The organism is Streptomyces sp. HmicA12 (genome assembly GCF_000373565.1).
Lineage (GTDB): Bacteria > Actinomycetota > Actinomycetes > Streptomycetales > Streptomycetaceae > Streptomyces.
The window spans coordinates 70,990-97,569 of record NZ_KB891812.1 but is presented as its reverse complement, the minus strand read 5'-3'; the positions used below and the strand labels follow the sequence as shown (position 1 = coordinate 97,569).

Below are 26,580 nucleotides of genomic sequence, written 5' to 3'. Positions count from 1 at the left end.
GGGCATCAGCTGATGCCGCAGAGTGAACGAAGCCCTGGTGGCGGCCGCGCGGGCGGTGGTCACCAGGGCTTTTCGCTCCGCCCTGCGAGTGTGACCGGACCGCCGTACCGGGCCGGCCTGGAGCGAAGATGAGTACGACGACTCACGCGCGGCCCATCACGCCCGCCGACAATGAAGATCGACATCGCCGAGACCGGGGGACTGCTCATGCTCAGCCGTATCGCCGACCTTCTGGTGCCCGCGGTGGGCCGCCTGTCGGTGACCACCGATCCGAGTGCCGACCTCGCGCCGGGCAGCATCGTCGCCGCGAACCACACCTCGCTCGCCGATCCCGCCATCGTGGTCAGCGCCTTGCGCCGCCTCGGTGCCGAGCCGGTCATCATGGCGGCCGCCGGACTGTGGCGTGTCCCGGTGCTCGGCCGTGCCCTCGCCCGTGAAGGCCACATCCCCGTCGTGCGCGGCGGCCGGCGCGCCGCGGACGCGCTGGACGCGGCCGCCGACGCTCTGGAGCAGGGACGGCTGGTCCTCATCTACGCCGAGGGCGGGTTGCCGCGCTCCAGGAACGCGGCCGAGGCGGCGCCCGGGACGTTCCGCAGCGGCCTGGCCCGGCTCGTCGAGCGCACGGGGGCTCCCATCGTCCCCGTGGGCCAGGCCGGTGCCCGCCGGGTCACATCGGGCAGCACCCTCAAGCAGCTCGCGGGCCTCGCCACCGCACCCCTGCGCCGGCCGGCCCTGCATGTCCATGTGGGGGCGCCAGTGGTGCTGACCGGTGACCGCATCGTAGGGACGGCGCGGGCCCGGACCGCGGTGACCACGGCATGGCGGACGGCGGCCGCCCACCTCGGCGAGCCGGCAGCGCTCGCCGCGTAGCGGCACCGCCGTCCCCGCAGCCCAGATTTCTGCCGGGCGCCACCGGCAGGCGGTCGGGAGCGGCGTGGGCACACGCTCGGCTATTCGCCGGTGACGCCGTCGATGGCCTCGCGGAGGAGATCCGCATGGCCGACATGGCGGGCGTACTCCTCGATCACGTGCTCAAGGATGAACCGCACGTCGGTGTCGCCGAATTCAGGGTTCGGCACGATGCGCGCGATGTCGACGGTCACCTGCGCGAAGACCTGCCGTGACTCCTCGCACGCCTTGAGGTAGTCCGCGTAGACGTCACCGGCCGACGTCGGGTCGGACTCGTCGTACCACTCGTCACCGTCCGCGGTGACATAGGTCCGATAGGGGAAGAAGCGAGGCGTCGTGCCGGCCAAGGTCCGCTGGAACCAGGCGCGTTCCACACCCTGCAGATGGCGCATCAGCCCCAGCAGGGTCAACGCCGACGACCGTACAGGCCGTAGCCGCAGTTGTGCGTCCGTGAGCCCTTCGCACTTCCACAAGAAAGTCGCTCGGTGGTAGTCGAGATTCGAGGCGATCACCTCCAGCCACGGGCCTGATGCCGCGCGCTCAGGCCGGACGAACTTCTGGACCACGATGTCGCTCACGCTGGAGCCTCCTACCGGTCGTCAACCTGTGCCGAGTTCCTACGCGCCCACGAGTCGAAGGTTGTGCGGTGCCTCAACTGACGCCTCACGAGCACGCCCGACCAGGAAGACCCCCCTTTCGATCAGAACTCATCGCTCGAAGTCGCCGTGCGCGTAGCCATCCACGCTTGCGCGTCACAGGCGACCTGATCGCAACCCGGAGAACCGGCGCTGTGACAGCACTACCGAGATTGGGTGGGTGATGTCGGCGCCGTTTGACTTCGAGGAGCAGCCGGGCTGTCAGAAGGGCTTCGCCCGGCCCCGCGAACAGGCCCGTCACCTTCAGCCACGATCCACCCTCCGGCCCCCCTTGTTTCAGGGGCACCAAGGAACTCGACGCTCTCGGTCACTTCGGCACGCTGAATCCCCTATCGAACTGGAGTTTAGTTCTCATCCGAGGTGAGTGGACGGGTGCCCGGGAATCGGTTCCCAGGAACAATGGAGGACCACTACCTTCAGCGTGCACGGCGTAGTACCTTCATATGAACTGGGGGTAATGGCAGGTGGACGGGGGCCCGCCTTATGGTGTCGGCAATCGGCGTCGGGGTAGATCTATCCCGCACGGAACAGGCATTGGAAAATGCCCTGTCTTTTATGCGGAACCGATTTAGGCCAGGGCAGGGGACCGGCGCCGGCGGGTGGTACCACCAATTGGACGCTGCCGTTCCCGGCCCCACGGCCACAGCGGTCGGCGTCGACATGTTCCAGCGTGTGGGAGCCCCCTTCGACCACTTCGCCGAGTGCCTGGGCTTTCTGCGCGAGCGTCAGGCCCGGTCGGCGGACACCCGGGTCAACGGCGGATGGTCGACCAACACCAGTCTCGGGCACCCCGTCATGGAAGCCACCGGCTGGGTCGCCTACGTGATCGGAACGGCCCGCACCGGCCTGGTCGGCAACGGGCCGGACGCCCGAGCGGCGTACGAGTGGCTGGTGAACAATCAGAACACCGACGGCGGTTGGGGTTCACTGGTCGGATGCCCGTCACGTGTGTGGCTGACGTGTCTGGGACTGCGGGCGCTCCACCAGCTCAACCCGTATGCCGAGGCGATCACCACGGGCCTCGAGTGGCTGATGGCCGCGCGTGGTGAGCCGGGTGGCTGGGGCGAGATACCCGGGCGGCCTCCCACCGTGACGCACACCTCGTTCGCCCTCGTGACGATTCTCGAACTCCGTCCGCAATGGAACGACACCCGCACGCTTCCCGCCTTCGAATGGCTCACCGCCCATCTCGACCCCACCAGGCTGGACGACGGGGACGCGCGGGTGGAGAGCTACAACACCTCATTCCTGGATTCGAACGGCGCGTCAGTGGTGTGGCAGACGGTCATGCCGCACTACGGGCTCGCATTCGCCGCGTCCGCCCTGCTTCGGCATCCCAAAGGAGCGCCTGCCGAACTGATCGCCGACGCATTCAAGACCATCACGTCCGGGCAGCTACCGAGCGGCGCCTGGCCCAACGTGCACGGTGGGTCGGGGGAGTCGATCTGGTCCGTCGCGCCCTTCGTCAACGCACTGGCCGACCTGCGGCGCGTCTCGCCGGCGATGGCGTCCGACCACATTCTCTGGTCGCCCTCCCTGGTCGTGATCCAGCGAGCCGACGCCGGCGACCAACCGCTGACCGCGATCATCCGGGCGCAGCGCCGGGCTCGGTTCGTACGCGCCTTCGGTCGGCACTGGTCCGTGGGCCTGCTCTCCCTGTCCGCGCTCCTCGGCACCCTCTTCGTGGGCCTGGGCAGATTCTCCTGGCAGGATTTCACGCTCGGCCTCATTCTCCCCCTGGGGCTGTTCGCCACTGAGCAGTACAGAAACCGCCGCACTACCTGAGGGGGATTTCATTGGATGATTTAGAGTGCACGTTCTGCCAGGTGATCGCCACAGGATCACCCACGCCGGAATATGTGGAGCTGGCGCGTTGCACCACGTTCCGGCCCGTCCGACAGCACTGGCTCGTCGACGGCCATCTCCTGCTGGCCGAAGTGGCTCCGTTGAGCGCCGGGCACGTCCTGGTCATTCCGGGACTGCACATTCTCGCCACCGCCCGCCTGCCCTCCACAGAAACGATCCGATTCCGCCAGATCTGCCGCAAGGTGGGGTTACGGCTGACGGAACGCTTCAGTCGGGACTCTTACCTGACCTTCGAGCACGGAACGGGCCGAACCGGTGCAGCGCTACCCCAGCGAGTGAAATGCGCGCCCACCGAACACGCCCACGTGCACGTCCTGCCGAACTTGATCGGATCCGAAGTTCTGGATCTGCTGGACGGGTACACGAGAGCGGACGGATATGCCGGAAGCCAATTTGATCCGGCGGACTGGGCGAGCCGCAGGGCAGCGCTGGAGGCACACGGTTCCTCCTATCACTCCTTCACGCTCGGAACGCGCGACGGGGAACGTGGAATGCTCTTTCAGCCACCGGGCGGCGCCCTGCCTTCGCAGTATTTTCGGCGATTTGTCGCGCAGTGCGCACAGGGCTCGTCCGAGGAATTCTCGTTGCGCTGCGACTGGCGCGACGAGGTCGTCTTCGCCGACGACGCGGTGCTGCACGACATCGCGGCGACAGCGCTGTTCCTGGAGGCGGGCGAGTGGCAGGAGAGGCCGAGTTCCCTCGGGAGCCACGATGCCGCACGGCAGAGCGAGAAGAATCGCACAAGTACTCTGACGCCCACTCACGGGCATGAATGACCGCAATGGCGCGGCGATCATCGAGCGATGTTGCTACGCTGCAACAGCAGATCAATGGGGGAGGGGTGATCACGATATTTTCCGCCAACTTATTGGAGGAAGATCAGGAGGCGGATCAGTTCTATAGCGGAACGATCGCCTCCTATGATCGCTGTGCTGCCCGATATGCGGCGCAGAATGACTCGATCGACGAAGTCAAGGATCTTCTCACGTTCTTCAACGAGAGAATCCCCTGCACTGCGTCTCTGCTCGATGTTGGATGCGGACATGGTCGCGACGTCGAATATCTGAGCTCACTCGGACACATCGTGTGCGGGGTCGACCGATCAGAAAAGCTCCTGCACATGGCGCGTGAGCGCGTGCCCAAGTCGCACTTCTTGGAAGGCGACGTTCGTGCGCTCCCCTTCAAGGACCGCTCGTTCGACGGCCTCTGGATGAATGCAGTCCTGCATCACCTGATCCCGCAGCACATGCCCCAGTCATTGGCCGAATGCCACCGTGTGCTGAAACCCTCGGGCCTGCTGTTCGTCAGCGTTCATCTCGACGACTCATCCGGCTGGCAGGCCAAGGGGCCGGACTTCGTGCGCTACTACGCTCGTATTTCGGGTGCCATGCTCACGGAACTCCTTCAGGACGCGAAGTTGACCCCGGTCCGGATCACCTCTCGTAGCGCGGAGTCCCGCTGGTTGCACTGCTTCGCCCGACCGCACGCCAACTGACCCCTGTACCCGCCCCACAGGCGCGCGCCGCAAAGGTTGTGGCCGCGGCTCGTCGACGAGGAGCGGCCGAGCAACGCGCCGCCATAGCCGCCGGGTGCGCCCCACCGACGGGCTTGCCCCCTCCCGCACGGGCGAAGTAGCTTGCGGCACGCGCTGTCCCCGAGGCAGGAGGAACACGTGCCGTTGGACCGACCGATATCGGGGTTCGGCTCGGCCCCGCTGGTGGGGCGCGCAGGGCCGCTGCGGCTGCTTCTCGACGTGCTCGACCACGCGCCCTCGGTCGCCCTGGTGGAGGGCGAGGCAGGAGTGGGGAAGACCCGGCTGATCCGGGAGGCACTCGACGCGCGGGCCGAGCGTGGGGACGCCGGTGCCTCCACCGTGCTGCTCGGCGCCTGTCCGCCGCTGCGCGAACCCTTCCCCTACGGACCGGTGTTCGACACGCTCCGCACGATCGGCGCACGGGTTCCGTCCGGCCTGAACCCCGTGTGCGGGGTACTGCGCCCGTACCTTCCGGAGCTGGCCGACCGCCTGCCGCCGCAGCCCGAGCCGCTGGCGGACCCCGGCGCGGCCGCCCACCGACTCTTCCGTGCCGTACGCGCACTGCTCGACGCCCTCGGCCCGGTCGTCTGGATCGTCGAGGATCTGCACCGCGCCGACGACGGCACCCGCGACCTCGTACGTTTCCTGGTGGACGATCCGCCGACTGGGCTGTGCACCGTACTGAGCTACCGGCGCGAGGACATACCAGGGGCAGGGCTCCCGCTCGGGCGCGCCTACCGGCATCCGCCGGCCGTCACCTCGGTGATCATCCCGTTGGCGCCGTTGGAGGTGTCCGACGTACGTGCCCTGGCCGGGGCCATCACCGGCCGGGACGTGTCCGCCGAACTGGCGGGCCGGCTGCACGAGCGCACGGCCGGGATTCCCTTCGTCATCGAGGAGTTCGTCCGATGTCTCGGCGGGGACGAGGACACGCTCGACTCCGTGACCGTGCCCGTCCTGTTCCAGGAGGCCATGGCGGACCGCCTGTTGGACCTGGACCCGGACACCGTCGGCCTGGTGCACGCCGCCGCCGTACTGAGGGTGCCGGCGAGCGCGGCACTGATCTCGTCGGTCGCCGGCCTCTCGGACATCGCCGCCACCGCGGGCCTCAAGCAAGCGTTGAAGGCGGGCGTGCTGCACGAAGTGGCGGACGACCTGTACGGGTTTCGGCACGGGCTGGCGCAACAGGCCGTCTACGACAGTTTGCTGCGGCTCGATCAGCGGCGCCTGCACGCCGCCGCGGTCGACGCGCTGTCCGGGAGCGAGGGCCTCTCGCTGGTCCAACTCGCCCATCACGCCCGCGGATGCGGCGACACCCCGGCGTGGCGCGCTTTCACCGAGAAGGCCGCCGAGTCCGCCCACGCGGTCGGGGACACCGCGCTCGCCGTCGAACTCCTCGAAGGACTGCTCGCCGACACCGACCTGCCGGCCCCCGACCGGGCGCGCCTCGCCGTGCGGCTCAGTCGTATCGCGGTCATCGGCCTGGCCCACAGCCGCTCGACCCGTCTGCTGCGGCGCAGCGTCGAGGATCCGTCGCTGCCCGAGGCCGTACGCGGTGAGATCCGCCTCAATCTCGGCCTGCTCCTCAACAACCAGGCGGGCAATCACATCGAGGGCCGCGCCGACACCGAGCGAGCCGTCGCCGAGCTGCGCGAACGGCCCGAACTCGCCGCCCGCGCCATGGCCGGTCTCGCCATGCCCATCTGGGGCGAGGAGGCGGCGGCCGTCCACCAGGCATGGATCGACCGGGCCGAGGAACAGGCGCGTCGGCACGACAGCAGAGTCCTGCACCTCGCGGTGCGGGGCAACCACCTGGCGCTGCGGATGACCCTGGGCGATGCGACGGTGGCCGCGGAGGCCGACGCGCTCCTCACGCTCGGCGGCACCACGGAGGGGACCGCGGAACTCGCCCGCATGTGTGCCAACCTCGCCGACTCCGCGGCATGGCTGGGCCGCGACACGGAAGCCGTCCACTTCGCGAGACAGGGCGCCCGGCTCGCCCGCAGCTGCGGCGCGCCGTTCCTGCACGCGATCGTCGAGGGCACCCGGCTGCGCCTGGACTGGACCCAGGGCCGTCGGCAGGGACTCGGCGAGCGGGCGCGCCGGCTCCTCGGCGCCGCTCCGGGTGTGTCCGGCGTCGAGGCCGAGGCCCACCTCGTGCTCGGCCTGCTGGCCATGACCCGGGGGGAGTGGGACAGCGCCGGTGCCCGGCTCGCCGAGGCGGCGCTGGCCGACCCGGTGAACACCTCGGCACCCCTGCTGGCGGCGGCTTCCGCGGCCATGATCTGGATCCATCTGTACCGCGGCGACGACGCCGTGGCCTGCGCGGAGGCCGACCGCGCCGTGCCGCGGATACGGCGCAAGGAGGTGTGGGGGTGGGCCGGCGATCTGCTGCCGGCCGCGGTACTCGCCTGGGCCCGGGCCGGCCGCTTCGTGGAGGCCCGCGCGCTGGTCGCCGAGTTCGAGAGCGCCGTCGAGGGACGCCACTGGCCACTCGCCGCCGCCGCACTGCTCGCGTGCCACGGCACCCTGGCGCGCGCCGCCGGTGACCACGCCCGGGCGGTCGACTGCTACGAGCGGGCCGCGGCGAGCTACGCCGCACTCCCGGCTCCCTACGCCGCCGCCCGATGTACCGAGGCCGCCGCCGAGTGCGCCGCCACGGATGCGGAACGGCCCCTGTCCGCCGAGGAGCTGACGACCCTCAGCGCCCGTTACGAAGCGTTGGAGGCTCCGCGCGATGCCGCGCGCTGTCGCCGCGCCCTGCGTGCGGACGGGCACTTCGCCGGACCGCGCCGCGGCCGCCGCGGGTACGGCACCGAACTGTCCCCGCGCGAGAGGGAAGTGGCACGCCTCCTGTCCTCCGGGCTCACCAACCGGGAGATCGCACAGGCGCTGTTCCTGTCACCCCGGACGGTCGAGCAGCACGTCGCCAAGGTGCTGCGGAAACTGCACGTCACCTCCCGCGCCGATGTGGCCGCGGCGGCCCTGCGACAGGGCGACACGCCGGAGCCCGACTGAGCCCCGCGCGCCTTGTCCCGTACGACTCCGCTTCGGGTCAGCGTCGTTATACGTACCCCTACCTAACGCGGTACGGATTGTTCCGCTCAGACCCGCCTCGCAGGGTGGTGTCCGACGCCGCGCGGCCTTCGACCCCCATGCCGGGGCCGCGCGGCGCCCCTCGCGCCTCCCCTTCCGCCCGCGTGCGGGCACCCCTCACCACGAGGAGAAGCAGACGATGCCAGCAGGCCAGAGACAGCTAGCGGCCCTGTGTGCCGGGACTCTCGCCGCGGCGGCGCTCGCCGTCGGCGGCGCCGCCACCGCAGCACACGCCGCGCCGCAGCACCGCGTACTCGGTGCCGACCGCCAGGACACCGTGGCCGGGCGCTACATCGTGGCCCTCGACGGAACCGCGTCGGTGTCCGTCGCCACCGCGGACGTCGCGGCCCGCGCCGACGCCCTCGTGGACGAGAACGGCGGCTCCGTCAGCCGCGTGTTCTCCGCCGCGCTGCGCGGCTTCGCCCTCGAGGCGACGCCCGCGCAGGCCCAACGCCTCGCCGACGCACCCGGCGTCAAGTACGTCCAGGCCGAGACCCGCTTCCGGGTGAGCGGCACCCAGCCCAACCCGCCGTCGTGGGGACTCGACAGGATCGACGGTGCCAAGGACAACACGTACACCTACCCGGGCGACGGGTCCGGTGTGACGGCCTACATCGTCGACACCGGCCTCTACCGCCAGCACACGAACTTCGAGGGCCGCGCCTCCTCCGGCTACGACTTCATCGACAATGACACGGACTCCTCGGACTGTCATGGGCATGGCACGCACGTGGCCGGCACCGTGGGGAGCAAGGACTACGGAGTCGCCAAGGCCGTCAAGCTGGTCGGCGTCCGGGTGCTCAACTGCCAGGGATCGGGAACGACTTCGCAGATCGTCGCGGGCATGGACTGGGTCGCGAAGAACGCGAAGAAGCCTGCCGTCGCCAACATGTCCCTCGGCGGCAGCAGTGACCAGGCCATGGACGACGCAGTCCAGGGCGCGATCAACGCGGGCGTGCAGGTGGCGGTGGCCGCCGGCAACGACAGCAAGGACGCCTGCGGCACCAGCCCGGCGCGCCTGCCCGCGGCCATCACGCTCGGCTCCACCGACAGCAACGACGCGCGCTCCAGCTTCTCCAACTACGGTCGCTGTCTCGACCTGTTCGCGCCCGGCGGCTCCATCACCTCCACCAAGAACGGCGGCGGGACGGCCGTCATGAGCGGAACGTCGATGGCGACCCCGCACGCCGCCGGCGCGGCGGCGCTCTACCTGTCGGCGCATTCCGACGCCACCCCGCAGCAGGTACGCGACGCGCTCGTCGACAACGCGCAGTCCGGCGTCGTGACCAGCCCGGGCACCTCCTCCCCGAACAAGCTGCTCGACGTCACCGCCCTCGGCTCCGCACCGGGCGAACCGAGCCGTCCCACGGCGTCGTTCACCGCGCAGTGCTCGGCCTCGGCGCTCGACTGCGCCTTCGACGCCGGCGCCTCCTCCGACCCGGACGGCAGCATCGCCTCGTACGCCTGGGACTTCGGCGACGGCACCACCGGCACCGGAGCCAAGCCCGCTCACACGTACGCGAAGGCGGGCACCTACACCGTCAAGCTCACCGTCACCGACGACGACGGCCTGACGGGCGCCACGACGAAGCAGGTCACCGCGGGCTCGGCAGAGCCGCCCGCCGGGAACGCGCCGACGGCGTCCTTCACGGTGTCCTGCTGGTACCGCGACTGCTCCTTCGACGCCTCGGGCAGCAGCGACCCGGACGGCGACATCGCCTCGTACGCCTGGAACTTCGGCGACAACGCGAACGCCACGGGAGTCGAGGCATCGCACCAGTACCCGACGGGCCAGCGCACTTACACCGCGCAGGTGACGGTGACGGACAAGGGCGGCCGCACGGCGAAGACGTCGAAGCAGATCACCTGCTACGACTTCGGAGCCGGGAACGCGCTCTGCTTCGCCGGCTGATCCACCGGAGACGTGCGGGCCGCTCCCTCGGCCCGCACCCAGGCGCCGCGTGTGCGCACGGCACGGCCATGCGGGCCGGGCGCACGAGGCCGGGGTGAACGCGGCGCCCTGACCGCTGTGGGGTCCGAGGCAGGCTCGCCTCCTCGGACCCCACAGCCACGTCCACGGTCGGCGGCCCCGATGGACGGCGGCCGTTTGCACGAAGCTCAGAACCGGAAGCTCAGAACAGGAAACTCAGAACCCGTCCGTGAACCCTTCGCCGGGTCGGCTCACCAGGGCCCGGTGACGGGCTTCGCGGATGATGCGATCGGCGGATTCCTCGGCTGTGAGGGCCGAGGTGTCGAACCACCAGCCCACTCCGCCCAGTTCGCGTTGCATGGCGGCATCGAGATCGTCGTAGCCGTCGAAGTCGAACCGTTCTCGTGGGTCACGGAGCCGGTTGCGGTGCCGGCACGTCTCGATGCCCGGCGTGAGAACGACGAACAGAACCCGCCGGGCCGACAGAAGCGAGACGAAGAAGTCCAGCTGCGCACGGTCCGGGATCACCCAGTCGATCACGGGCGTGAAACCCGCGGCGGAGACATTGTTCGCCAGCGTGCACAGGTTGCGGTTGCACAGCTCCACCTGCCGGGCCGCCTCGTCGGCAGGATGACCAAGAGCCGACACACGACCGCCGACGACCAACCTGCTGACGACATCACCGTCCAGCCGGGCCGACCGCGGCAGGAGCCCGGCGACATGCCTGGTGACCGTCGACTTCCCTGCCCCGGGCATCCCGGTCACGATCAGGCAGTCCAGCTCCGCAGCGATCACATCCGCAAGCGTGCCAGCGCGCCTGAGCGAGCGGCCATCGCATTTCCCAGGCGCCTTACGGGCGAGGCGCAGCGCAGCCGGCCCGGGATCTTGCAGGAGGCGGCCCCTGTGGGCGGGAATGCAGGCCCCCGTACGACCGGTTACTTCATGGGCTGTAACAATGCACGCTCACATACCAACCGGTTAACCCTGCATCCTCCGAGGAGTCCGTGTGACCACCACGACGCCCGCCTCCCGCGCGGCTCGCCTCCTGTCCCGCCCGATCGCGCTGGGCGGGCTCACCGTTCCGAACCGGATCGTGATGGCCCCGATGACGCGCATGTTCTCGCCCGGTGGCGTTCCCGGCGAGGACGTGCGCTCCTACTACGCCCGGCGGGCGGCCGCCGGGGTCGGCCTCATCGTCACCGAGGGAACGTACGTCGGTCACGACTCGGCCGGACAGAGTGACCGCGTCCCCCGGTTCCACGGCGAGGAGCAGCTGGCCGGATGGGCGAAGGTCGCCCAGGACGTGCACGCGGCGGGCGGCACCATCGTTCCGCAGCTGTGGCACATCGGCATGGTGCGTCAGCAGGGCGAGGCTCCGTACCCCGAAGCTCCCGCCGTCGGCCCCTCCGGTCTGGTCACCGCAGGTGCCGAGCCCACGGGCAAGGCCATGACGCAGCAGGACCTGGACGACGTCGTGGCCGCCTTCGCGCAGGCCGCCGCGGACGCCGAGCGCATCGGCTTCGACGGCGTGGAGCTGCACGGCGCCCACGGCTACCTCCTGGACCAGTTCCTGTGGGAGGGCACGAACCGGCGCACCGACGGCTACGGCGGCGATCCGGTGGCGCGGACGAAGTTCGCCGAGGAGATCGTCGCGGCGGTCCGCGCGAAGGTCTCCCCGGACTTCCCGATCCTGTTCCGCTACTCGCAGTGGAAGCAGCAGGACTACAAGGCCCGCCTCGCCGAGACCCCGCAGGAGCTGGAGGCCATCCTGTCGCCGCTCGCCGCGGCCGGCGTCGACGTGTTCCACGCCTCCACCCGCCGCTACTGGCTGCCCGAGTTCGACGACTCGGGCCTGAACCTGGCCGGCTGGACGAAGAAGATCACGGGCAAGCAGGTCATCAGCGTCGGCTCGGTCGGGCTCGACGGCGACTTCGTGAAGGCCTTCCAGGGCCAGGGCTCGCCGGTCAAGGGCATCGACAACCTCCTCGACCGCATGGAGGCCGAGGAGTTCGACATGGTCGCGGTCGGCCGCGCGCTGCTCCAGGACCCCGAGTGGGCGGCCAAGGTGCTCGCCGACCGTTTCGACGAACTCAAGCCGTACGACGCCGACGCGCTGAAGACCCTCAGCTGAGCGTTCGGTCGTCGAGGCGCGCGGTTGCGTGACATCCAGCCGCGCGCCGGTCGGTGCGTAGCTGGGTCAGGGGAGCGGCGGGTGAGGCGGAGGGCCGGGATCAGTACGCGGCCTCCGTTCGGGTTCGACCGGATCCCGGCGGGCAGTACTTCATCCGTACGCCACTTCGTCCATGACGAGGCGGCTTACCCCAACGCGCCATTCAGGGCACTGTCTCAAGCGTTGGGCCGCCCAGATGAAGATCCGTATCGTCGGCCTTCCGGGCCCGGCCCGCGGCGTTGACGACCGTGTCGGCCCCGGCGTCGGCGACGAGCGCCGCGATCCGCTCCGATCCTGCTGTCGCAGATCGAAGCCCGCGGGGCTGCCCGGACGACGCCGACCTCGGGCCGGGAGCAGCCCTGGCTCACCGCCGTACGTACCCGTGGACCGGAGGGGGCAGGACCGTCGTGCATCACCCCCGTAACGAAATGATCCGCTTCCTTGTGCGGGCCGCGCCCACGCCCGTGAAGTGGGCTGATGTACTTTCCGACAGCAGGCGGTCCGTTCTTCCGCCACGTGCGCGTGTGGCACGCCGTGGCGGCCTCCCTCGTGGTGGTGGCGGTGGTGGCGTTTCTCGTCCTTCGGCCGTCCGGCGGCGTGCGTGCGGTGCCCAACAGTCCCTGCCGGGCGGTCGATTCGGCGCGCGAGGCCACGCCCGCGACCCCCGACCTCGACGGGGACGGCTTCGTCGATCTGGTGCACGAGATCTCCGAGACGGAGAACTTCGACCTGTTCGTCGTGCCCGGCTCCGAGCACGGTCCTGACCCCGACCGCACGACCGTCTTCGCCCACGACGACCTCGGTGTGCCGGACGATGTCCAGACGGGCGACGACCCGTTGCAGCCCACGGTCGCCGACCTGGATGAGGACGGCCACGCCGACCTCGTCGTGAGCGGCGCCGCCCAGGTCCTGTGGGGAGGCCCCAACGGTCCGCGGGTCGGCGGAGCGCACGGGCGCGTGCCACTGCGGGGAAGCGGATACCACACCGCGCCGGTCGCCGGCGACTTCGACGGGGACGGCCATACCGACCTCGCTGTGTTCAGGGACTGGAACGAGACTCGGGAACTGGTCGTCCTCAAGGGGCCGTTCAAGCGCTCCGGGGCTCCGGTCGGGACCGTGAAGATCCCCAGCCCGGTCGACGAGGGCGCGTCACCCGTACTGGTCGCAGGGGACGCGAACGACGACCGCGCCACCGATCTCGCGCTCTACGGCTCTCCGTGGGACCCGCCCCTGCTGTACACCGGCGGCGCTCGTACCGCCGCCGGCCTGAGCAGGGAGCCCGAGCGGCTGCCGGAGGGCGAGAACATCGTCTTCGGCGACTTCGACGGCGACGGGCGCCAGGACATCGCCATCGGTCGCAGTTTCGTCGACAGCTACGACGAGGTGGACACACCTCACCGGCGCGGCCAGGTCAGCGTCCGCTACGGGGCGGAGGCGAAGAAGTGGGTCACCATCGAAGGCGGCGACTTCAAGGAGGGCTTCGGCGCCGGGCTCGCCGTCGGGGACTTCAACGGCGACGGCTGCGACGACCTGGCCGTACAGCTCACCAAGAAGAAGGAGGAGGGGGACGCACGGATCGAGGTGCTGCGGGGCGGCTCCGAGCACGGGCTCGGATCGAAACCCTGGCACTCCATCAAGCGGTCCGTGCCGGGTGACGACGGCCCCACCGACGGCACCCTCTTCGCCGTCCAGGACTGGGACGGCGACGGCCGCGCGGAACTGGCCCTTCTGGGCGGGGACAGGTGGTGGATCACCGACCGCACGGGCCGCGACAAGGCATCCTTCCCGGTCGTCCCCAGCAAGGATCAAGGTTCGTAGGTACATGCTTGCTGTCCCGGGCACGTGCTCCTGGGCTCCGTAACGGGTGAGCGCCAGAGCTCGCTGATGAACTCGACGGTGGCCGTTCGGGGAGTGGACGGTGGCCCCCTCGCGCACCGCTTGGCGCGCGGAGCCGAACCCGCCGCGCCGCCCCTCGCCTATGGGCGGAAGCCGTCGATCGCGAGATCCATGAGACGGGCGGCCTGGGCGGAGCCCTCCGGGCTGTCCTGCGTACGCACAGGCAGCTGAGCAGCATGATGACGTCGACGGGGTCGATGTCGGGGCGCATCTCGCCGGCCTCCACACAAGCGTCGATGAGGCGTTGGACGGCCGCGGTGACGGGTGGCCAGGAGGCGCTGATGATGTCCTTGGCGGCGGCGGAGTTCAGTGCTCCGCCGAGGCCGTGCTTGAAGCGCACGTCGCCGCTCAGGGTGCGGAGTTCAGTGCCTCGTCGAGGCCGTGCTTGAAGCGCACGTAGCCGCTCAGGGTGGTGAACCAGCTGCGCAGCGCCTCCAGCGGAGGCTGGGTGGCAAGGCCTTCGGTCACGGCGTCGGTGAGTCGGTCGATGCCGTGCTGGTGGACTTCGAGGAGCAGTGCTTCGCGGGTGGGGAAGTGCCGGTAGAGCGTGCCGGGACCGACGCCCGCCCGCTTGGCGATCGAGTTGAGCGAGGCGTCGGGGGACTCGGTGAGCGCGTCGCTGGCGACTTGGAGGATCACCTCCCGGTTCTTGAGTGCGTCGGCGTGCTGCCGTGCGGCCTCGGGTAAGGGTCCTCCTGCTGGTGATGCGGCGGTGATGCTGCAGTGACGCGGTGGTGAGGTCAGGGGAGAGCTGCCCCGTTTGTGATACGGAGAGTTCTCCGTTACCGTCGAAGAGTCAGGCGGAGAGTTCTCCGCTTGTCTCGATCTCCATCGTAGGAGCCTTCTGATGCGTTACATCAAGCTCGGCCGGACCGGCCTCGACGTGTCACCCGTGGCCATCGGTGCCATGACCTACGGCGATCCGGAGCGTGGTCACCCTGTCTGGTCCCTGGACGAGGAGTCCAGCCGGCCTTTGATCAAGCACGCGCTGGACGCGGGCATCAACTTCTTCGACACGGCGAACATGTACTCCTACGGCTCGTCGGAGGAGATCCTGGGCCGGGCGCTGAAGGACTACGCGGACCGCGACGATGTCGTCATCACGACCAAGGTCCGCCACGCCATGCGTCCGGGTCGTCCGAACGGGGGAGGCCTGTCCCGCAAGGCGATCACGTCCGAGATCGATGCCAGCCTGCGCCGCCTGGGCACCGACTACGTCGACGTCTACATGATCCACCGGTTCGACAACGAGACGCCGCTGGAGGAGACCCTCGAGGCCCTCAACGACGTGGTGAAGGCCGGCAAGGCCCGCTACCTCGGCGCGTCCTCGATGCACGCCTGGCAGTTCGCCAAGGCCCTCCACCTCCAGGAGCGCCATGGCTGGGCCCGCTTCGTGACCATGCAGGACCACTACAACCTCCTCGCCCGCGAGGAGGAGCGCGAGATGCTGCCGCTGTGCGCCGACGAGGGTGTGGCCACCATGGTGTGGAGCCCGCTGGCCCGCGGCCGCCTCGCCCGCCCCTTCGACGAGGCGAACGCCGGTGCCCGCGCGGCCACCGACGGCGGCTTCGCCGACATGCTGTACAAGGCGAACGCCGACAGCGACCGTCTGATCATCGACGAGCTCGGTGCCGTCGCCGACGCCCGGGGCGTCAGCCGCGCCCAGATCGCCCTCGCCTGGCTGCGCCGCAACCCCGTCGTCGCAGCCCCCCTGGTCGGCGCCCGCACCATCCAGCAGATCGACGACGCCGTCGCCTCCCTCGACCTCGACCTCACCGACGACGAGGCCCGTCGCCTGGAGCTCCCGTACACGCCCCGCCACGACTTCCAGGGCGTCTCCGACGAACGCGAACTCGAGCGCATCAAGGCCTCCATCCCCGGCTACGCCAACGTCTGACGGCGCCGCCAGGCGGCTCCGCGCCCCCTGCCGCCAATGAGGAGCTGACATGACCGAACCCGTAGGCCGCCTGGGATCCGCATCCTTGAAGTTCGCCTCGGGCTACGTGGACGTACGCGACGTGGCCGACCTGCATCTGCGGGCCATGACCGATCCGGCGGCGGCAGGGCAGCGATTCACCGCGATGTCAGGGCGGAGCCTGTGGATCCGTGAGGTCGCCGAGATTCTCCACCAACGCCTCGGGGCGCGCACAGAGCGTGCCCACGCGGGAAATGCCGGTCTGGGCCGCCCGCGGTCTCTCCCTGGCCAAACCGGAACTGCGCCCGCTGCGCGCGCTCCTCGGCAAGAACCTCGACGCCACCTCGGAGAAGGTCCAGCGCCTGCTCGTCTGGAAGCCGCGTCCTGTCGAGGACACCATCACCGAGACCGCCGAAAGTCTCCTTGCCCTTGTCGCTGCCGAAGCAGGGCACTCCACCGCCTGATCGGATCGTCCTGCCATGGCCGTCAAGTGATCGCCCTTGAGCCGTGGTCACGGTTCCGCGCAGAGCTCCGTCACCCAGTGCTGGAACAGCCGTCGTACGCCTCGAAATAGGCTGCGCCACACGGAGACTCGTCGCTCGCATGGTTAGGGAGCGGGGCCCCGGCCCGCCCTACGGTTCCGCCTGCAGACTCGAACAGCAACTCGCCGATGTCCGCAGTGAATTGGACGAGCGCACCGACGAGCTCGACGTGGCGTGAGGCGCGAACCGCGGGCTGACCCGAGCGCTGAGCGAGCCTCATCCACCCTGACCGCCCGGGATGCCGGGCAGGTCGGTGTTCACCTGCGGGTTCGTGATCACGCGCGTGAGTGTCGACAGACGGTCGTTCGCCGACACTCAGGAGGTGGCCCTCGGCTTACGCCACGGCGCTCCGAATACCGAAGGCGATGAGGACCGCTGACGTGGCCTTGGCGGCAGTTTGCTTGAAGCGGGGCGTGCGCAGGGCGTGTGAGGCACGCAGGATGAGGAACGTCCAGGCGGCGAGCCAGAGTGCGATCAGCATCGCGTGGGCGGTGGCCAATGTGAGGATCTGGCCGCCGAAGGGCTGGCGGGGTGCGATGAACTGGGGGACCAGGGTCAGGTAGATAGCTGCCGCCTTCGGGTTGAGGACGTTGGCGAGCAACGCTTGGGCGTAGACAGAACGCGCCTCCTTCGGCCGGCGTTGGCGGTCGGGGACGGGTGCCGCGTTCCGTGCGGCGGAATGCCATGTCCATATGCCCAGGCCGATGAGGTAGACGGCACCGATGAGCTTGACGGCGGTGAAGGCCAGGCTGGAGTGCATGACCAGGGCTGACAGGCCGGCTATGGCGAGAGTGGCGTGGATGTACAGGCCGGTGACTGTGCCGAGGATGACGGGAAGAGCCTGACGGCGTCCGCTGTCGGTGACGTGTTGGACCAGCAAAGCCAGGCTGGCTCCAGGGGTGGCGATCAGGGGAAGGACCGCCACGAGGAACCCGGCGACGGCGTAGGGATGGACCACGATGCCTCCGGATCGTGCGAACGGGGATCAGAGCACGACGCGGTAGTGGGTGGTCAGGCGCCGGTCGTCGGACAGGATGTGGAACGCGAGGCCGGGCGGCTGCTCGCGGTCCGCGGCCTTGTCGCCCTCCCAGGGCATGCGCAGGGTCCAGGTGATGGCCGGTCCGACGATCAGCGGCCGCGCGGCGAAGGTAGAGGCGGCCGCGGTGTGGGCGTGGCCCGTAAGGACGGCGGCGACCTGCGGGTGTGCGTCAAGCAAGTCGGCCAGTTGTCCGGGCTCTTCGAGCATGCCGGAGTCAGGCAGGGGGTGATGGAGTTCGACCGGCGGCTGGTGGAAGGCGATCAATGCCGTGGCGTCCTGCGGCAGCGCGGTGAGGGTGGTGTCGATCCAGGCGAGTGTTTGCGCGTCGAGCCGTCCCTCGTCGCGGCCCGGGATGGTGGAGTCGCACATCAGGATGGTGGTGCCGGCGATGTGGTGGGCCTGATTGATGGGGCCGCGCTCGGGTGCCTCTCCGAGCAGGGCCTTGCGGTAGGCCGGTCGCACGTCGTGGTTTCCGGGGCAGGTGAGCACGGGGAAGGACGCGGTCAGGATCTGAGCTGCTTCCTCGTACTCGGTCTCCTCACCGTGATCGGCGATGTCCCCGGTGACGAGGAGCGCGTCAACCGGGTGGGGCATGGCTCGCAAGTAGTCCATGACGCGGGTGGCACGTCGGGTCGCCCTCTCGCTGCCGTCCAGATGCAGGTCGCTGATTTGTGCAAGCAGCGTCATTCCGCAGTCGCCTCCAGTGGCGGGCTCAGCCGCCGTCCCATACGAGGGCAGGTGTCTCCACCCGCTCCCTCACCTAACGGAAGTTTTCCATTTACCGTTAGGGACCTTAGGGTGTGCGGAGGGATGTGAACAAGTGGCTGATGACCGGACACCGAGAGGGAAGGGGACGCCTCGTGGGGCGCTGGTTGGCATTGGAACTGGCAAGCACGATTCGCCATGACGGAGATGGCGGCGTCGCCGATGACCTCGCCACCGTCCAGGGAACAACGCACTGGATCCAAGAGCAGGGGGACCTGCTGGCCGGCCACATTCCGGCTGGAGAACTCGCAGCAGATGAAGACCTCAGGCTCGGGATCATCGAGCTCCGGCAGGCCATCCGGGCCCTGTTCGCCCGAGTGGTCAGTCCCGCTCCCCCCAGCCCGGCGGACGCCCATCGCCTGATGACTGCCGACCGGGCAATCGCCCACCTCAACATGGCTGCCGCGCGGGAACCGGTCGCCCCGCAGATCGACTGGCCCGACGAAGGAATCCCTGCCGCCCGACTGCTGTCAGCGGAAAGCGATCCGTACGTTCGGCTTGTCGCGGCCCTGGCCCGAGCGGCCATCGACTTTCTCAGCGGCCCGCAGCGCACGCAGTTGCGATCCTGCACCGCGCCCCGCTGCGTGCGCTACTTCGTCAAGAGCCACGGGCGGCAGGAGTGGTGCAAGCCGTCATGCGGAAACCGCGCCCGAGCGGCTCGCCACTACAGGCGTCAGCGCACGGCAGCTGATGGCGGTTCTGCCCCGTCCTGATCGCTCAGGGGGAAACCCCAGGGCCGTGCCGACGCGGCCGCGCCAGGGCAGGTACCACGCGTCCTGCAGTCGTGACGACGGCCCGCGCCCGCTGATCGGGCGTCGTCGGGAGTCCCCTTGGACACGGACGACGTCATACCTCTGGGCGCGTCAGGCTCGTACGTACGGTCTTGAGGATCTCGTCGGACAGTGGTGTGCCCCGCGTCGCCCGGGCCAGCACCAGCGCGCCCACCATGGTGCTCAGCCGGGTCAGTCCGTCGTCGTCTCCGTCCTCGTCGGCGAGCCGGCCGGCGTAGGCCTCGGCCCCTCGCGCGTACGTGTGGTGGGCGTCGCGGTCGGCCGGGGTGCGTGCCATGTCGGTGGCGAGTCCGGCGATCGGGCAGCCTTCTGCCGGATTGTCCCGGTGTTCGGGGGACAGGTACGCGTCGATCAGGTCGCGACGGGCAACGGCCCGTGCGTCGGCGCCTGGCGCATCCGGCCCTGATGCGCCCGCGTAACGCGCGGCGTCCTCCTCGTACTGCCGGGCGCGCTCGGCGAAAGCGTGCGCGGTGGCCTCGTCTACCAGGGCTTCCTTGGAGGCGAACTGCTTGTAGAACCCGCCATGGGTCAGCCCCGCCGCCTGCATCAGGTCGGCGACGCTCACGTCGACGCCCTGTTCCCGGAACAGCCGCGAGGCGGTCTCCACGACCCGCTGACGGTTCTCCCGCGCTTGCGCCTGCGACACCCGGCCCATGCCCGCCTCCACGCTGCTCTCGATTTGAATGACGCTTGACATCTATCGTAGTCCAGAGGTTGGATTACATCCATAATCTATTGAGCGCGGTCGACCGTACCCGCGCCGCACCCTTGGAGGACCCGTGGAACTCAAGAACGCGACCGCCCTGGTCACCGGTGCCAACCGAGGCCTCGGCAGGCACCTCGCGAGCCAGCTCGTCGCGCAGGGGGCGAAGGTGTACGCGGCGGCCCGCCGCCAGGAGTCGGTGGACCTCCCCGGTGCCGTTCCCGTACGCCTGGACGTCACCGACCCGGAGTCCGTGCGGCAGGCGGCACGCATCGCGGCGGACACCACCCTCCTGGTCAACAACGCCGGTCTGTCCACCGGAACATCGCTCTTCACCGGCGACCTCGACGCCCTGCGGGCCGAGATGGAAACGAACTTCTACGGCCCCCTCGCGCTGACCCGCGCCTTCGCCCCCGTGATCGAGGCCAACGGCGGCGGCGCCGTGCTCAACGTCCTCTCCGTGTTGTCGTGGGCGCACCCGGCTGCCCTCGGCTCCTATGCCGCGACCAAGGCCGCCGCCTGGGCGCTGACCGACGCGTCCCGAGAGGAACTGGCGCCCCGCGGCATCACGGTCTCGGCCCTGCACGTCGGCTACATGGACACCGATATGGCCGCCCACGTACCGGCCGACCAGAAGTCCGACCCCGCCGAGGTCGCCGCACTGGCTCTGCGAGGGATCGGCGCCGGACTGCCGGAGATCCTCGCCGACGACATCACCCGCCAGGTCAAGCAGGGCCTGGCCGCGACCCCGGGCGCAGCGTGAGGCTGTCTGTCGAGCGGTGACGGCGAGGTGTCGCGGCCGCTCGATCGAAGGCGCCACAGGTCTCAATGGCGTGGGGGTGCTGTCGTGCAGGCCGCACTCATTCACGCTCGCACGAGGAGCACCCGAACCCGCCTCGCCCGCCCCTCTCGTGCGAGCCGCGGGAAGTGAGTGCGGCCGTGGCCCGGCCGCCAGCGCCGAGACATAGCGAACTATTGCGCCAGTCTTCTCTCCTTTTTGCGGGATGATGCCTCTCTCTTGCGCCCGCATGTCCACATCAATACGCTCTCCTCGCATCCACCCCGCCGCTACCCATGCCTGGGTCAACACCCTTTCCCGGCAGTGGAGTTGGCGATCAACCGGAGGAGATCCAGATGGCTGTCACGCGTCGCGCACTCCTGCAGGCCGCGACCACGGCAGGGGTCGCCGGAGCGGTCGGACTCGGCCAGACCCTGTTCGCGGGCGCAGCCGCCGCGGCGAGCCCGCCCGGCGACGTGGTCGGCAAGGTGACCGTGGGATATCAGGGCTGGTTCGCGTGCGCCGGGGACGGCGCCCCGATCGACGGCTGGTGGCACTGGGCCCAGAACTGGGGCCAGACACCGTCCCCGTCCAACAAGGCCATCGTGGCCTGGCCCGACGTCCGCGACTACCCGACCGGCTACCGCACCGGGTTCGCCGACCTCGGCAACGGGCTACCCGCCACGCTGTTCTCCTCCTACGACCAGTCGACCGTCGACGTCCACTTCCGCTGGATGAAGCAGTACGGCATCGACACCGCCGCACTCCAGCGCTTCAACCCCACCGGCGGCGAGGGACCGACCCGCGACGCCATGGCCGGCAAGGTGCGCCAGGCGGCCGAATCGGCGGGCGTCAAGTTCTACGTGATGTACGACGTCTCGGACTGGACGTCCATGAGGACGGACATCAAGGCGGACTGGACCGACAAGATGCGCGCCCACACCATGTCCCCCGCCTACGCACGGCAGAACGGCAAGCCGGTGGTGTGCGTCTGGGGCTTCGGATTCGACGACAACCAGCGGCCGTTCACCCCGGACGCCTGCCTGGACGTCGTCAACTGGTTCAAGGCGCAAGGCTGTTACGTGATCGGAGGCGTGCCGACCTGGTGGCGTACCGGCGACCGGGACTCCCGGCCGGGCTTCTCCGCCGTCTACCACGCTTTCGACATGCTCTCCCCGTGGATGGTCGGCCGGATCGGCAACGTAGGGGACGCCGACAACTTCTACAACGTCGCGACCGTGCCCGACCTCGCCGAGTGCACCGCGCACGGCATCGACTACCAGCCGTGCGTCCTGCCCGGGGGAGTGGGCGACCGACAGCGCGCCCACGGCGACTTCATGTGGCGGCAGTTCTACAACATGGCCCGGGCCGGAGTGCCCAGTGCCTACATCTCGATGTTCGACGAGTACAACGAAGGCAACCAGATCGCCAAGACCGCCGAGTCCCAGGCCTGGGTGCCGACCGGGTCGGGCTTCCTCGCCCTCGACGAGGACGGGACAGCCTGCTCGTCCGACTACTATCTGCGCCTGACCGGCGACGGCGGCCGGATGTTCAAGGGCCAGATCGCCGTCACCGCCGTCCGGCCGACCCGGCCGGTGATGGGCAACGGCGACACCGTTCCGCCGACCGCCCCCGGAAACCTGCGGGTCACCGCCGTGACCGACACCACCGTGACGCTGTCCTGGACCGCGGCCACGGACAACGTCGGCGTGACGGGCTACCGCATCCGGAGAATCACCGGCAGCACCGTCACTCCGGTCGTCACCACTGCCGCCAACGCCACCACGTTCACCGTGACCGGGCTCGCCCCGTCGACACCCTGCACGTTCGACGCGCAGGCACTCGACGCGGCGGGCACCGCCTCCGAACCGTCCAACCGCGTCACCGCGACCACCACCGGCGGCCCCACCAACGGCAACCTGGCCCTGAACCGGCCGACCACCGAGAGCAGCCACACCCAGAGCTACGGCTCGCAGAACACCGTGGACGGCAACGCGAACACGTACTGGGAGAGCGCCAACAGCGCCTTCCCGCAATGGCTCCAGGTCGACCTGGGCACCGCCACCGCCGTCTCCCGCGTCGTCCTCACCCTGCCCCCGGCCACCGCCTGGGCCACCCGTACCCAGACCGTCGCTGTCCAGGGCAGCACCGACGGCACCACGTTCAGCTCCCTGCGCGGCGCCACGGCCTGCACCTTCGATCCTGCCACCGGCAACACGGCCACCCTGTCGCTGCCCACCGGTAGGACCGCGCGCCACGTGCGACTGCTCTTCACGGCAAACTCCGGCTGGCCGGCCGGCCAGGTCTCCGAGTTCCGCGTGTACGGGACATGACGGGCAGCGCCCCCTGGTCCTCCACCGGGCGGAGCGGCCGACCGGTCTGTGGGCCCGGTGGAGGACCAGGTTCTGATGCAGGGGTGCGTGAGGAGGCGAGTCACTTCTCGGTGCTGAGGCCCTTCTTCACCAGGCTCTCGGCAGCGGCGATGACGGCTTCCTCCGGATCGCGTGGCGTCCACTGAAGGATGCGGCGCGCCTTCTCGTTCGAGGTCTTCTTCGAGCAACCGAGGTCGGGGACGATGGCCCGCAGCTGGGGGTCGAACTTCGCTGCGGCGCGCACGGTGATGTTCGGCAGTGCCCGGCGGGTGGGTACGTCGCTCGCATCGGCGGCGAGCCGGGCCCTGATCATGGCGCCGATCTCCTTCAGTTCGATCGCCGGGCCGTTCGAGATGAGAAGTCGTTGCTCGGCGGCACCGTCGGTGAGGTTCCGGGTGCCGTCCGGGTGATCCGTGGTCGGGCCGCGTGACCTGGGCTGTAGGTCGGGGTGTTGAGCGGATCATGCGAATGGTGATCAAGTCCGCCCTGGCGGCGGCCGCTGCGGTGATGGTGGTGACTCCGTCGTCGTCGGCGACGGTGCCGGCGGAGACGCACGGTGGGTATGGCGGTGTGCATATCGATGTGTGGGGAGAGAGTACGCACGTCAAATCGGTGCGGGCGTGGGCGAAGGGCCCGGTCAAGGGCGAGCGGTTCCGCGCGTACGTGATCCACGCGCACAGCGAGACGCGAGAGAACCTCTCCGGCTGGCGGCTGGCGAAGCGTCATGGCGGTATGCACTCGGTGACTTGGTCGCCTCACACGGACTACCGACACGGGTCGCTGCTGTGTGTCGAGTCGAACAAGAAGCGCGCCAAGCCGTGCGCTGACATCTGGAAGTAGCCCGCTGACCGGGCGTTGACGCAGTTGTGTTGAGTGTCCAGCGGGGCGATGGCCGCCGGTGACCCGATGGGGTGATCTGGCGGCCGTTGTCGTATCCGGTCCTGCGGGCGCCGGGTTGAGCGGATCATGCGAAAGATGATCAGTGCGAGTGTTGTCGGCGTCCTCCTTGCCGGAGGAGCGCTCTTTGGTGCGGCTCCGGCGTCCGCGGACTGCGGGTACTACGTGACGGACACGGTGAATCTGCGGAGCGGTCCGGGGACGGGGTACGCCTCGTACGGGCTGCTGCGCAAGGACGATCATGTGGCTGTGCTGGGCAAGAAGGGGCAGTGGCGGAAGGTCACGCCGATGGACGACCCCAAGTCCGGCCTGTCCATCAATGCGAAGGGCTGGGTGCGCGGCGACTTCCTGGAAAAGGCGACGTGCATGCAGCTCGACTGAGTGCGGGCCGGTATGCGTAGGTCAGGGCCCGACGAGCAGGAAGACCACTTCGACTTCGCCGGGCTCGCCGGAGTCGGCGGTCGCTTCGGTGGAGCGCTGGCGGAACTCGGCGAGCCTCGGTCGGAGGACCCCGCCGCTGCGTCCGTCGGCGCGAAGCGTCCCTTCTGACGCCCGGGCAACTCGATGTGCCCGAGGCCGAGCAACAGGCCGCCCGCATTGAATCCCACCGCGAGCGCCGTCTGGACGAGGACGGAGCCCCCGCTCCCTGGACCGGTGAACGCCTAAAGCCCGATTCCCACCTCGGCGAGCCCGACCACCCAAGGCCGACATGCTGACGCCTGCCGCTCTCGCCAAGACCTGCATTCCGGTCGCCTCGGCGACGCGATGGAGCACGCCCGCATCCTCCTCCGCTCAGCCTGCTTGTCCGACGTTCCGGCCCACCCTTGTCGGCGCGTCGAGCAGTCAAGGGGGCATACGCCACGTCAGCCACACCGAAGACATCTCGGCTCGTCGGCGGTTTCGGGACAGCCTTTCCGTGCTGGCCCGCTAGGCGATGCCCGAGCTCGCGGGCGTGGATCTGGACGCCTCCTGAGCACGACTGTCCCGCCCGTACAGCTTCACCTTCAGCTTCAGATTCAGGTCCTGAAGGGTGTGAGGGGACACCGTGACGGCGAACGCCCCCGAGGCAGGGGCTCGGAGGCGTTCGGCGCAGGGACGGTGATGTCGGTCGGGTGTGGGCGCTATGCGGTGGCGTGGTCCAGGTCGGGCAGTTCGATGCGCTTGATCTCGCGGACGATGACGAGATAACAGGCCACGGCCATGGCGGCGCAGGCGCTGACGAAGGCGAGGGCGAGGTCGAAGGAGCCGGTGGCGTCGAGGATGTAGCCGATGACGAGCGGGGTGACGATCCCTGCGACGGCGCCGAAGGTGTTGAACAGGCCCCCGGCCAGACCGGCGATCTGCTTGGGGGCGACGTCCGACATGACGGCCCAGCCGAGCGCGCCCATGCCCTTGCCGAAGAAGGCGAGCGACATGATCGTGACCACCAGCCAGGAGGCGTTCACGTAGTTGCAGATGATGATGCTGGTGGACAGCAGAAGTCCCGTGACGATGGGGATTTTGCGGGCCGCGGTGAGGCTGATGCCGCTGCGGGCCAGTCGGTCGGAGAGCCAGCCGCCCAGGACGCCTCCGATGAAGCCGCACAGAGCGGGCAGTGAGGAGACGAATCCTGCCTCGAGGATGCTCATGTCCCGCTCCTGCACCAGGTAGACCGGGAACCAGGTCAGGAAGAACCACGTGATGGTGTTGATGAAGTACTGGCCGATGAAGACACCCAGGGTGATGCGGTTCTTCAGCAGCGCCTTCATGTGGTGCAGGTTCTGCTTGCCGGAGGTGGCCTGCTTGGCCTGCATCTCCTGATCGGCCGTGGGCGCGTCCATGTCGATGAGGGCGCCGCCGGCGGCGATGTGGTCGAGTTCGGCCCGCTGCACGCGCGGGTGGCTGCGGGGAGCGTGGATGACCTTGAACCAGATGAGGGCGAGGATCACGCCGACGCCGCCGATGACGGTGAAGACGTGCTCCCAGCCCATGGCGGTGACCAGCCAGCCCATCAGGGGAGCGAACGCCACGGTGGCGAAGTACTGCGCGGAGTTGAACAGCGCCGAGGCGAATCCGCGCTCCCGGGTGGGAAACCAGGCGGCGACCAGGCGCGAGTTGCCCGGGAAGGAAGGCGCTTCCGCGAAGCCGACGGCGAAGCGGAGAATGAACAGCAGGACCACCGCTGCGCCCGCGAAGAAGCCGATCGCTCCCTGCAGCATGGTGAACACGGACCACAGGAAGATCGCCAGCCCGTAGACCTTCTTCGAGCCGAAGCGGTCCAGCAGCCAGCCGCCGGGTATCTGGGCGACGAGGTAGGACCAGGAGAACGCGGAGAACAGCACGCCGAGTTCGCCCGAGCTGATGTGCAGGTCGGCCTGCATCGAGTCGCCCGCGATCGAGAGTGTGGAGCGGTCCGCGTAGTTGATCGTGGTGACGACGAAGAGCATGGCCAGAATCAGGTACCTGATTCGCCCTGCTTTGCCGGAGGTGTCCGCAGAGGCGGCGGTCGTCGGTTCGTCCTGCCGGTGGAGAGCGGGCATGGTCGGGGTCTCCTAGACCTAGGGGGAACGGCGGCGCTGCCGCATGTGGTCCGAGCCACAGAACCGGTGGCTGAGTTGACCGTAGGGACCCTGGTGATTCACGTCTATGTCGAATTTTGTAGCTTGCGATAGCGAGCTTGTATCAGTCCTTCGTGGTGCGGGTGTCACGACGGGGTGTCGCCGCGATGTCACCACCATGTCG

General features: G+C 69.3%; 23 protein-coding genes. 15 read left to right on the top strand and 8 right to left on the bottom strand.

Annotated features, from left to right (window positions below; all coding sequences use genetic code 11):
• Window positions 1-207: 207 nt before the first annotated feature.
• Window positions 208-870: a lysophospholipid acyltransferase family protein gene (locus B072_RS0122655; RefSeq protein ID WP_026246173.1), complete on the top strand. Its 663-nt coding sequence runs from the start codon at window positions 208-210 to the stop codon at window positions 868-870.
• A gap of 80 nt (window positions 871-950) precedes the next feature.
• Here the strand turns inward: B072_RS0122655 and B072_RS0122650 are convergent, their stop codons facing one another.
• Entirely contained in the window at window positions 951-1,487 is a 537-nt protein-coding gene (locus tag B072_RS0122650; protein ID WP_018532266.1) for a DinB family protein, read from the bottom strand.
• 561 nt (window positions 1,488-2,048) lie between these two features.
• On the opposite strand from B072_RS0122650, the gene B072_RS0122645 reads away from it, so the two are divergent.
• The 5 genes from B072_RS0122645 (at window position 2,049) to B072_RS49825 (ending at window position 9,973) form a co-directional block, all read left to right on the top strand.
• Window positions 2,049-3,350, top strand: a complete 1,302-nt coding sequence (locus B072_RS0122645; RefSeq protein ID WP_158689230.1) for a prenyltransferase/squalene oxidase repeat-containing protein — start codon at window positions 2,049-2,051, stop codon at window positions 3,348-3,350.
• Window positions 3,351-3,391: 41 nt separating this feature from the next.
• The gene (locus B072_RS0122640; protein ID WP_158689229.1) at window positions 3,392-4,207 is read left to right on the top strand and encodes an HIT domain-containing protein; all 816 of its coding nucleotides are present in this window, start codon (window positions 3,392-3,394) and stop codon (window positions 4,205-4,207) included.
• Complete coding sequence (locus B072_RS45640; protein ID WP_078506543.1) at window positions 4,204-4,926, top strand: class I SAM-dependent methyltransferase; 723 nt, start codon at window positions 4,204-4,206, stop codon at window positions 4,924-4,926. Before B072_RS0122640 ends, B072_RS45640 begins: the two co-directional genes overlap by 4 nt.
• Before the next feature lie 177 nt (window positions 4,927-5,103).
• Window positions 5,104-7,983: an ATP-binding protein gene (locus B072_RS0122630; RefSeq protein ID WP_018532262.1), complete on the top strand. Its 2,880-nt coding sequence runs from the start codon at window positions 5,104-5,106 to the stop codon at window positions 7,981-7,983.
• Window positions 7,984-8,200: 217 nt separating this feature from the next.
• A complete protein-coding gene (locus B072_RS49825; protein ID WP_018532261.1) occupies window positions 8,201-9,973 on the top strand; it encodes a S8 family serine peptidase in 1,773 nt (590 codons plus the stop codon).
• A 234-nt stretch (window positions 9,974-10,207) separates the two neighbouring features.
• On the opposite strand, the gene B072_RS43835 is transcribed toward B072_RS49825, so the two are convergent.
• A complete protein-coding gene (locus B072_RS43835) occupies window positions 10,208-10,786 on the bottom strand; it encodes an AAA family ATPase (RefSeq protein ID WP_018532260.1) in 579 nt (192 codons plus the stop codon).
• A 211-nt stretch (window positions 10,787-10,997) separates the two neighbouring features.
• Between B072_RS43835 and B072_RS0122615 the strand changes: the two genes are divergently transcribed.
• Window positions 10,998-12,122: an NADH:flavin oxidoreductase gene (locus B072_RS0122615; RefSeq protein WP_018532259.1), complete on the top strand. Its 1,125-nt coding sequence runs from the start codon at window positions 10,998-11,000 to the stop codon at window positions 12,120-12,122.
• A gap of 516 nt (window positions 12,123-12,638) precedes the next feature.
• A complete protein-coding gene (locus tag B072_RS0122610; RefSeq protein ID WP_018532258.1) occupies window positions 12,639-13,979 on the top strand; it encodes an FG-GAP repeat domain-containing protein in 1,341 nt (446 codons plus the stop codon).
• 426 nt (window positions 13,980-14,405) lie between these two features.
• On the opposite strand, the gene B072_RS49280 is transcribed toward B072_RS0122610, so the two are convergent.
• Entirely contained in the window at window positions 14,406-14,696 is a 291-nt protein-coding gene (locus tag B072_RS49280) for a TetR/AcrR family transcriptional regulator (protein ID WP_018532257.1), read from the bottom strand.
• Between the two features lie 208 nt (window positions 14,697-14,904).
• Here B072_RS49280 and B072_RS0122600 point away from each other — a divergent pair, with 208 nt between their 5' ends.
• Together B072_RS0122600 and B072_RS43825 are read left to right on the top strand one after the other, a co-directional pair.
• Window positions 14,905-15,954: an aldo/keto reductase gene (locus B072_RS0122600; RefSeq protein ID WP_018532256.1), complete on the top strand. Its 1,050-nt coding sequence runs from the start codon at window positions 14,905-14,907 to the stop codon at window positions 15,952-15,954.
• Window positions 15,955-16,163: 209 nt separating this feature from the next.
• A complete protein-coding gene (locus tag B072_RS43825; protein WP_324603834.1) occupies window positions 16,164-16,436 on the top strand; it encodes a hypothetical protein in 273 nt (90 codons plus the stop codon).
• 412 nt (window positions 16,437-16,848) lie between these two features.
• Here the strand turns inward: B072_RS43825 and B072_RS0122580 are convergent, their stop codons facing one another.
• Both B072_RS0122580 and B072_RS0122575 read right to left on the bottom strand, forming a co-directional pair.
• Entirely contained in the window at window positions 16,849-17,472 is a 624-nt protein-coding gene (locus B072_RS0122580) for a LysE family translocator (protein ID WP_018532252.1), read from the bottom strand.
• 27 nt (window positions 17,473-17,499) lie between these two features.
• Window positions 17,500-18,240 (bottom strand): metallophosphoesterase, encoded by a 741-nt coding sequence (locus B072_RS0122575; protein ID WP_018532251.1) that lies wholly within the window; start codon window positions 18,238-18,240, stop codon window positions 17,500-17,502.
• 173 nt (window positions 18,241-18,413) lie between these two features.
• Here B072_RS0122575 and B072_RS0122570 point away from each other — a divergent pair, with 173 nt between their 5' ends.
• Window positions 18,414-19,031 carry a CGNR zinc finger domain-containing protein gene (locus B072_RS0122570; RefSeq protein ID WP_018532250.1) on the top strand — a complete coding sequence of 206 codons (618 nt, stop codon included), beginning with the start codon at window positions 18,414-18,416 and terminating at the stop codon, window positions 19,029-19,031.
• 133 nt (window positions 19,032-19,164) lie between these two features.
• Here the strand turns inward: B072_RS0122570 and B072_RS0122565 are convergent, their stop codons facing one another.
• Window positions 19,165-19,764, bottom strand: a complete 600-nt coding sequence (locus tag B072_RS0122565) for a TetR/AcrR family transcriptional regulator (protein ID WP_018532249.1) — start codon at window positions 19,762-19,764, stop codon at window positions 19,165-19,167.
• Between the two features lie 124 nt (window positions 19,765-19,888).
• On the opposite strand from B072_RS0122565, the gene B072_RS0122560 reads away from it, so the two are divergent.
• Together B072_RS0122560 and B072_RS0122555 are read left to right on the top strand one after the other, a co-directional pair.
• On the top strand, window positions 19,889-20,575 hold the full coding sequence (locus tag B072_RS0122560) for an SDR family oxidoreductase (protein ID WP_018532248.1): 687 nt from the start codon (window positions 19,889-19,891) through the stop codon (window positions 20,573-20,575).
• A 371-nt stretch (window positions 20,576-20,946) separates the two neighbouring features.
• Entirely contained in the window at window positions 20,947-22,923 is a 1,977-nt protein-coding gene (locus tag B072_RS0122555; RefSeq protein ID WP_018532247.1) for a discoidin domain-containing protein, read from the top strand.
• Between the two features lie 100 nt (window positions 22,924-23,023).
• Here the strand turns inward: B072_RS0122555 and B072_RS0122550 are convergent, their stop codons facing one another.
• Window positions 23,024-23,275, bottom strand: coding sequence for a hypothetical protein (locus tag B072_RS0122550; protein WP_018532246.1), 252 nt, complete (start codon window positions 23,273-23,275; stop codon window positions 23,024-23,026).
• A 155-nt stretch (window positions 23,276-23,430) separates the two neighbouring features.
• Between B072_RS0122550 and B072_RS0122545 the strand changes: the two genes are divergently transcribed.
• On the top strand, window positions 23,431-23,802 hold the full coding sequence (locus B072_RS0122545; protein ID WP_018532245.1) for a hypothetical protein: 372 nt from the start codon (window positions 23,431-23,433) through the stop codon (window positions 23,800-23,802).
• A gap of 135 nt (window positions 23,803-23,937) precedes the next feature.
• Entirely contained in the window at window positions 23,938-24,240 is a 303-nt protein-coding gene (locus B072_RS43820; RefSeq protein ID WP_158689228.1) for an SH3 domain-containing protein, read from the top strand.
• Between the two features lie 740 nt (window positions 24,241-24,980).
• Here B072_RS43820 and B072_RS0122525 read toward each other — a convergent pair.
• Window positions 24,981-26,378: an MFS transporter gene (locus B072_RS0122525; protein WP_018532242.1), complete on the bottom strand. Its 1,398-nt coding sequence runs from the start codon at window positions 26,376-26,378 to the stop codon at window positions 24,981-24,983.
• Window positions 26,379-26,580: the final 202 nt, after the last annotated feature.

Coding starts and splice junctions, on each gene's coding strand:
- B072_RS0122550 (WP_018532246.1), bottom strand. CDS start 23,275: ATGATCAGGGCCCGGCTCGCCGCCGATGCGAGCGACGTACCCACCCGC.
- B072_RS49825 (WP_018532261.1), top strand. CDS start 8,201: ATGCCAGCAGGCCAGAGACAGCTAGCGGCCCTGTGTGCCGGGACTCTC.
- B072_RS0122555 (WP_018532247.1), top strand. CDS start 20,947: ATGGCTGTCACGCGTCGCGCACTCCTGCAGGCCGCGACCACGGCAGGG.
- B072_RS0122655 (WP_026246173.1), top strand. CDS start 208: ATGCTCAGCCGTATCGCCGACCTTCTGGTGCCCGCGGTGGGCCGCCTG.
- B072_RS0122525 (WP_018532242.1), bottom strand. CDS start 26,378: ATGCCCGCTCTCCACCGGCAGGACGAACCGACGACCGCCGCCTCTGCG.
- B072_RS43820 (WP_158689228.1), top strand. CDS start 23,938: ATGATCAGTGCGAGTGTTGTCGGCGTCCTCCTTGCCGGAGGAGCGCTC.
- B072_RS0122610 (WP_018532258.1), top strand. CDS start 12,639: ATGTACTTTCCGACAGCAGGCGGTCCGTTCTTCCGCCACGTGCGCGTG.
- B072_RS0122565 (WP_018532249.1), bottom strand. CDS start 19,764: ATGGGCCGGGTGTCGCAGGCGCAAGCGCGGGAGAACCGTCAGCGGGTC.
- B072_RS0122545 (WP_018532245.1), top strand. CDS start 23,431: ATGGTGATCAAGTCCGCCCTGGCGGCGGCCGCTGCGGTGATGGTGGTG.
- B072_RS0122575 (WP_018532251.1), bottom strand. CDS start 18,240: ATGACGCTGCTTGCACAAATCAGCGACCTGCATCTGGACGGCAGCGAG.
- B072_RS0122645 (WP_158689230.1), top strand. CDS start 2,049: ATGGTGTCGGCAATCGGCGTCGGGGTAGATCTATCCCGCACGGAACAG.
- B072_RS0122600 (WP_018532256.1), top strand. CDS start 14,905: ATGCGTTACATCAAGCTCGGCCGGACCGGCCTCGACGTGTCACCCGTG.
- B072_RS45640 (WP_078506543.1), top strand. CDS start 4,204: ATGACCGCAATGGCGCGGCGATCATCGAGCGATGTTGCTACGCTGCAA.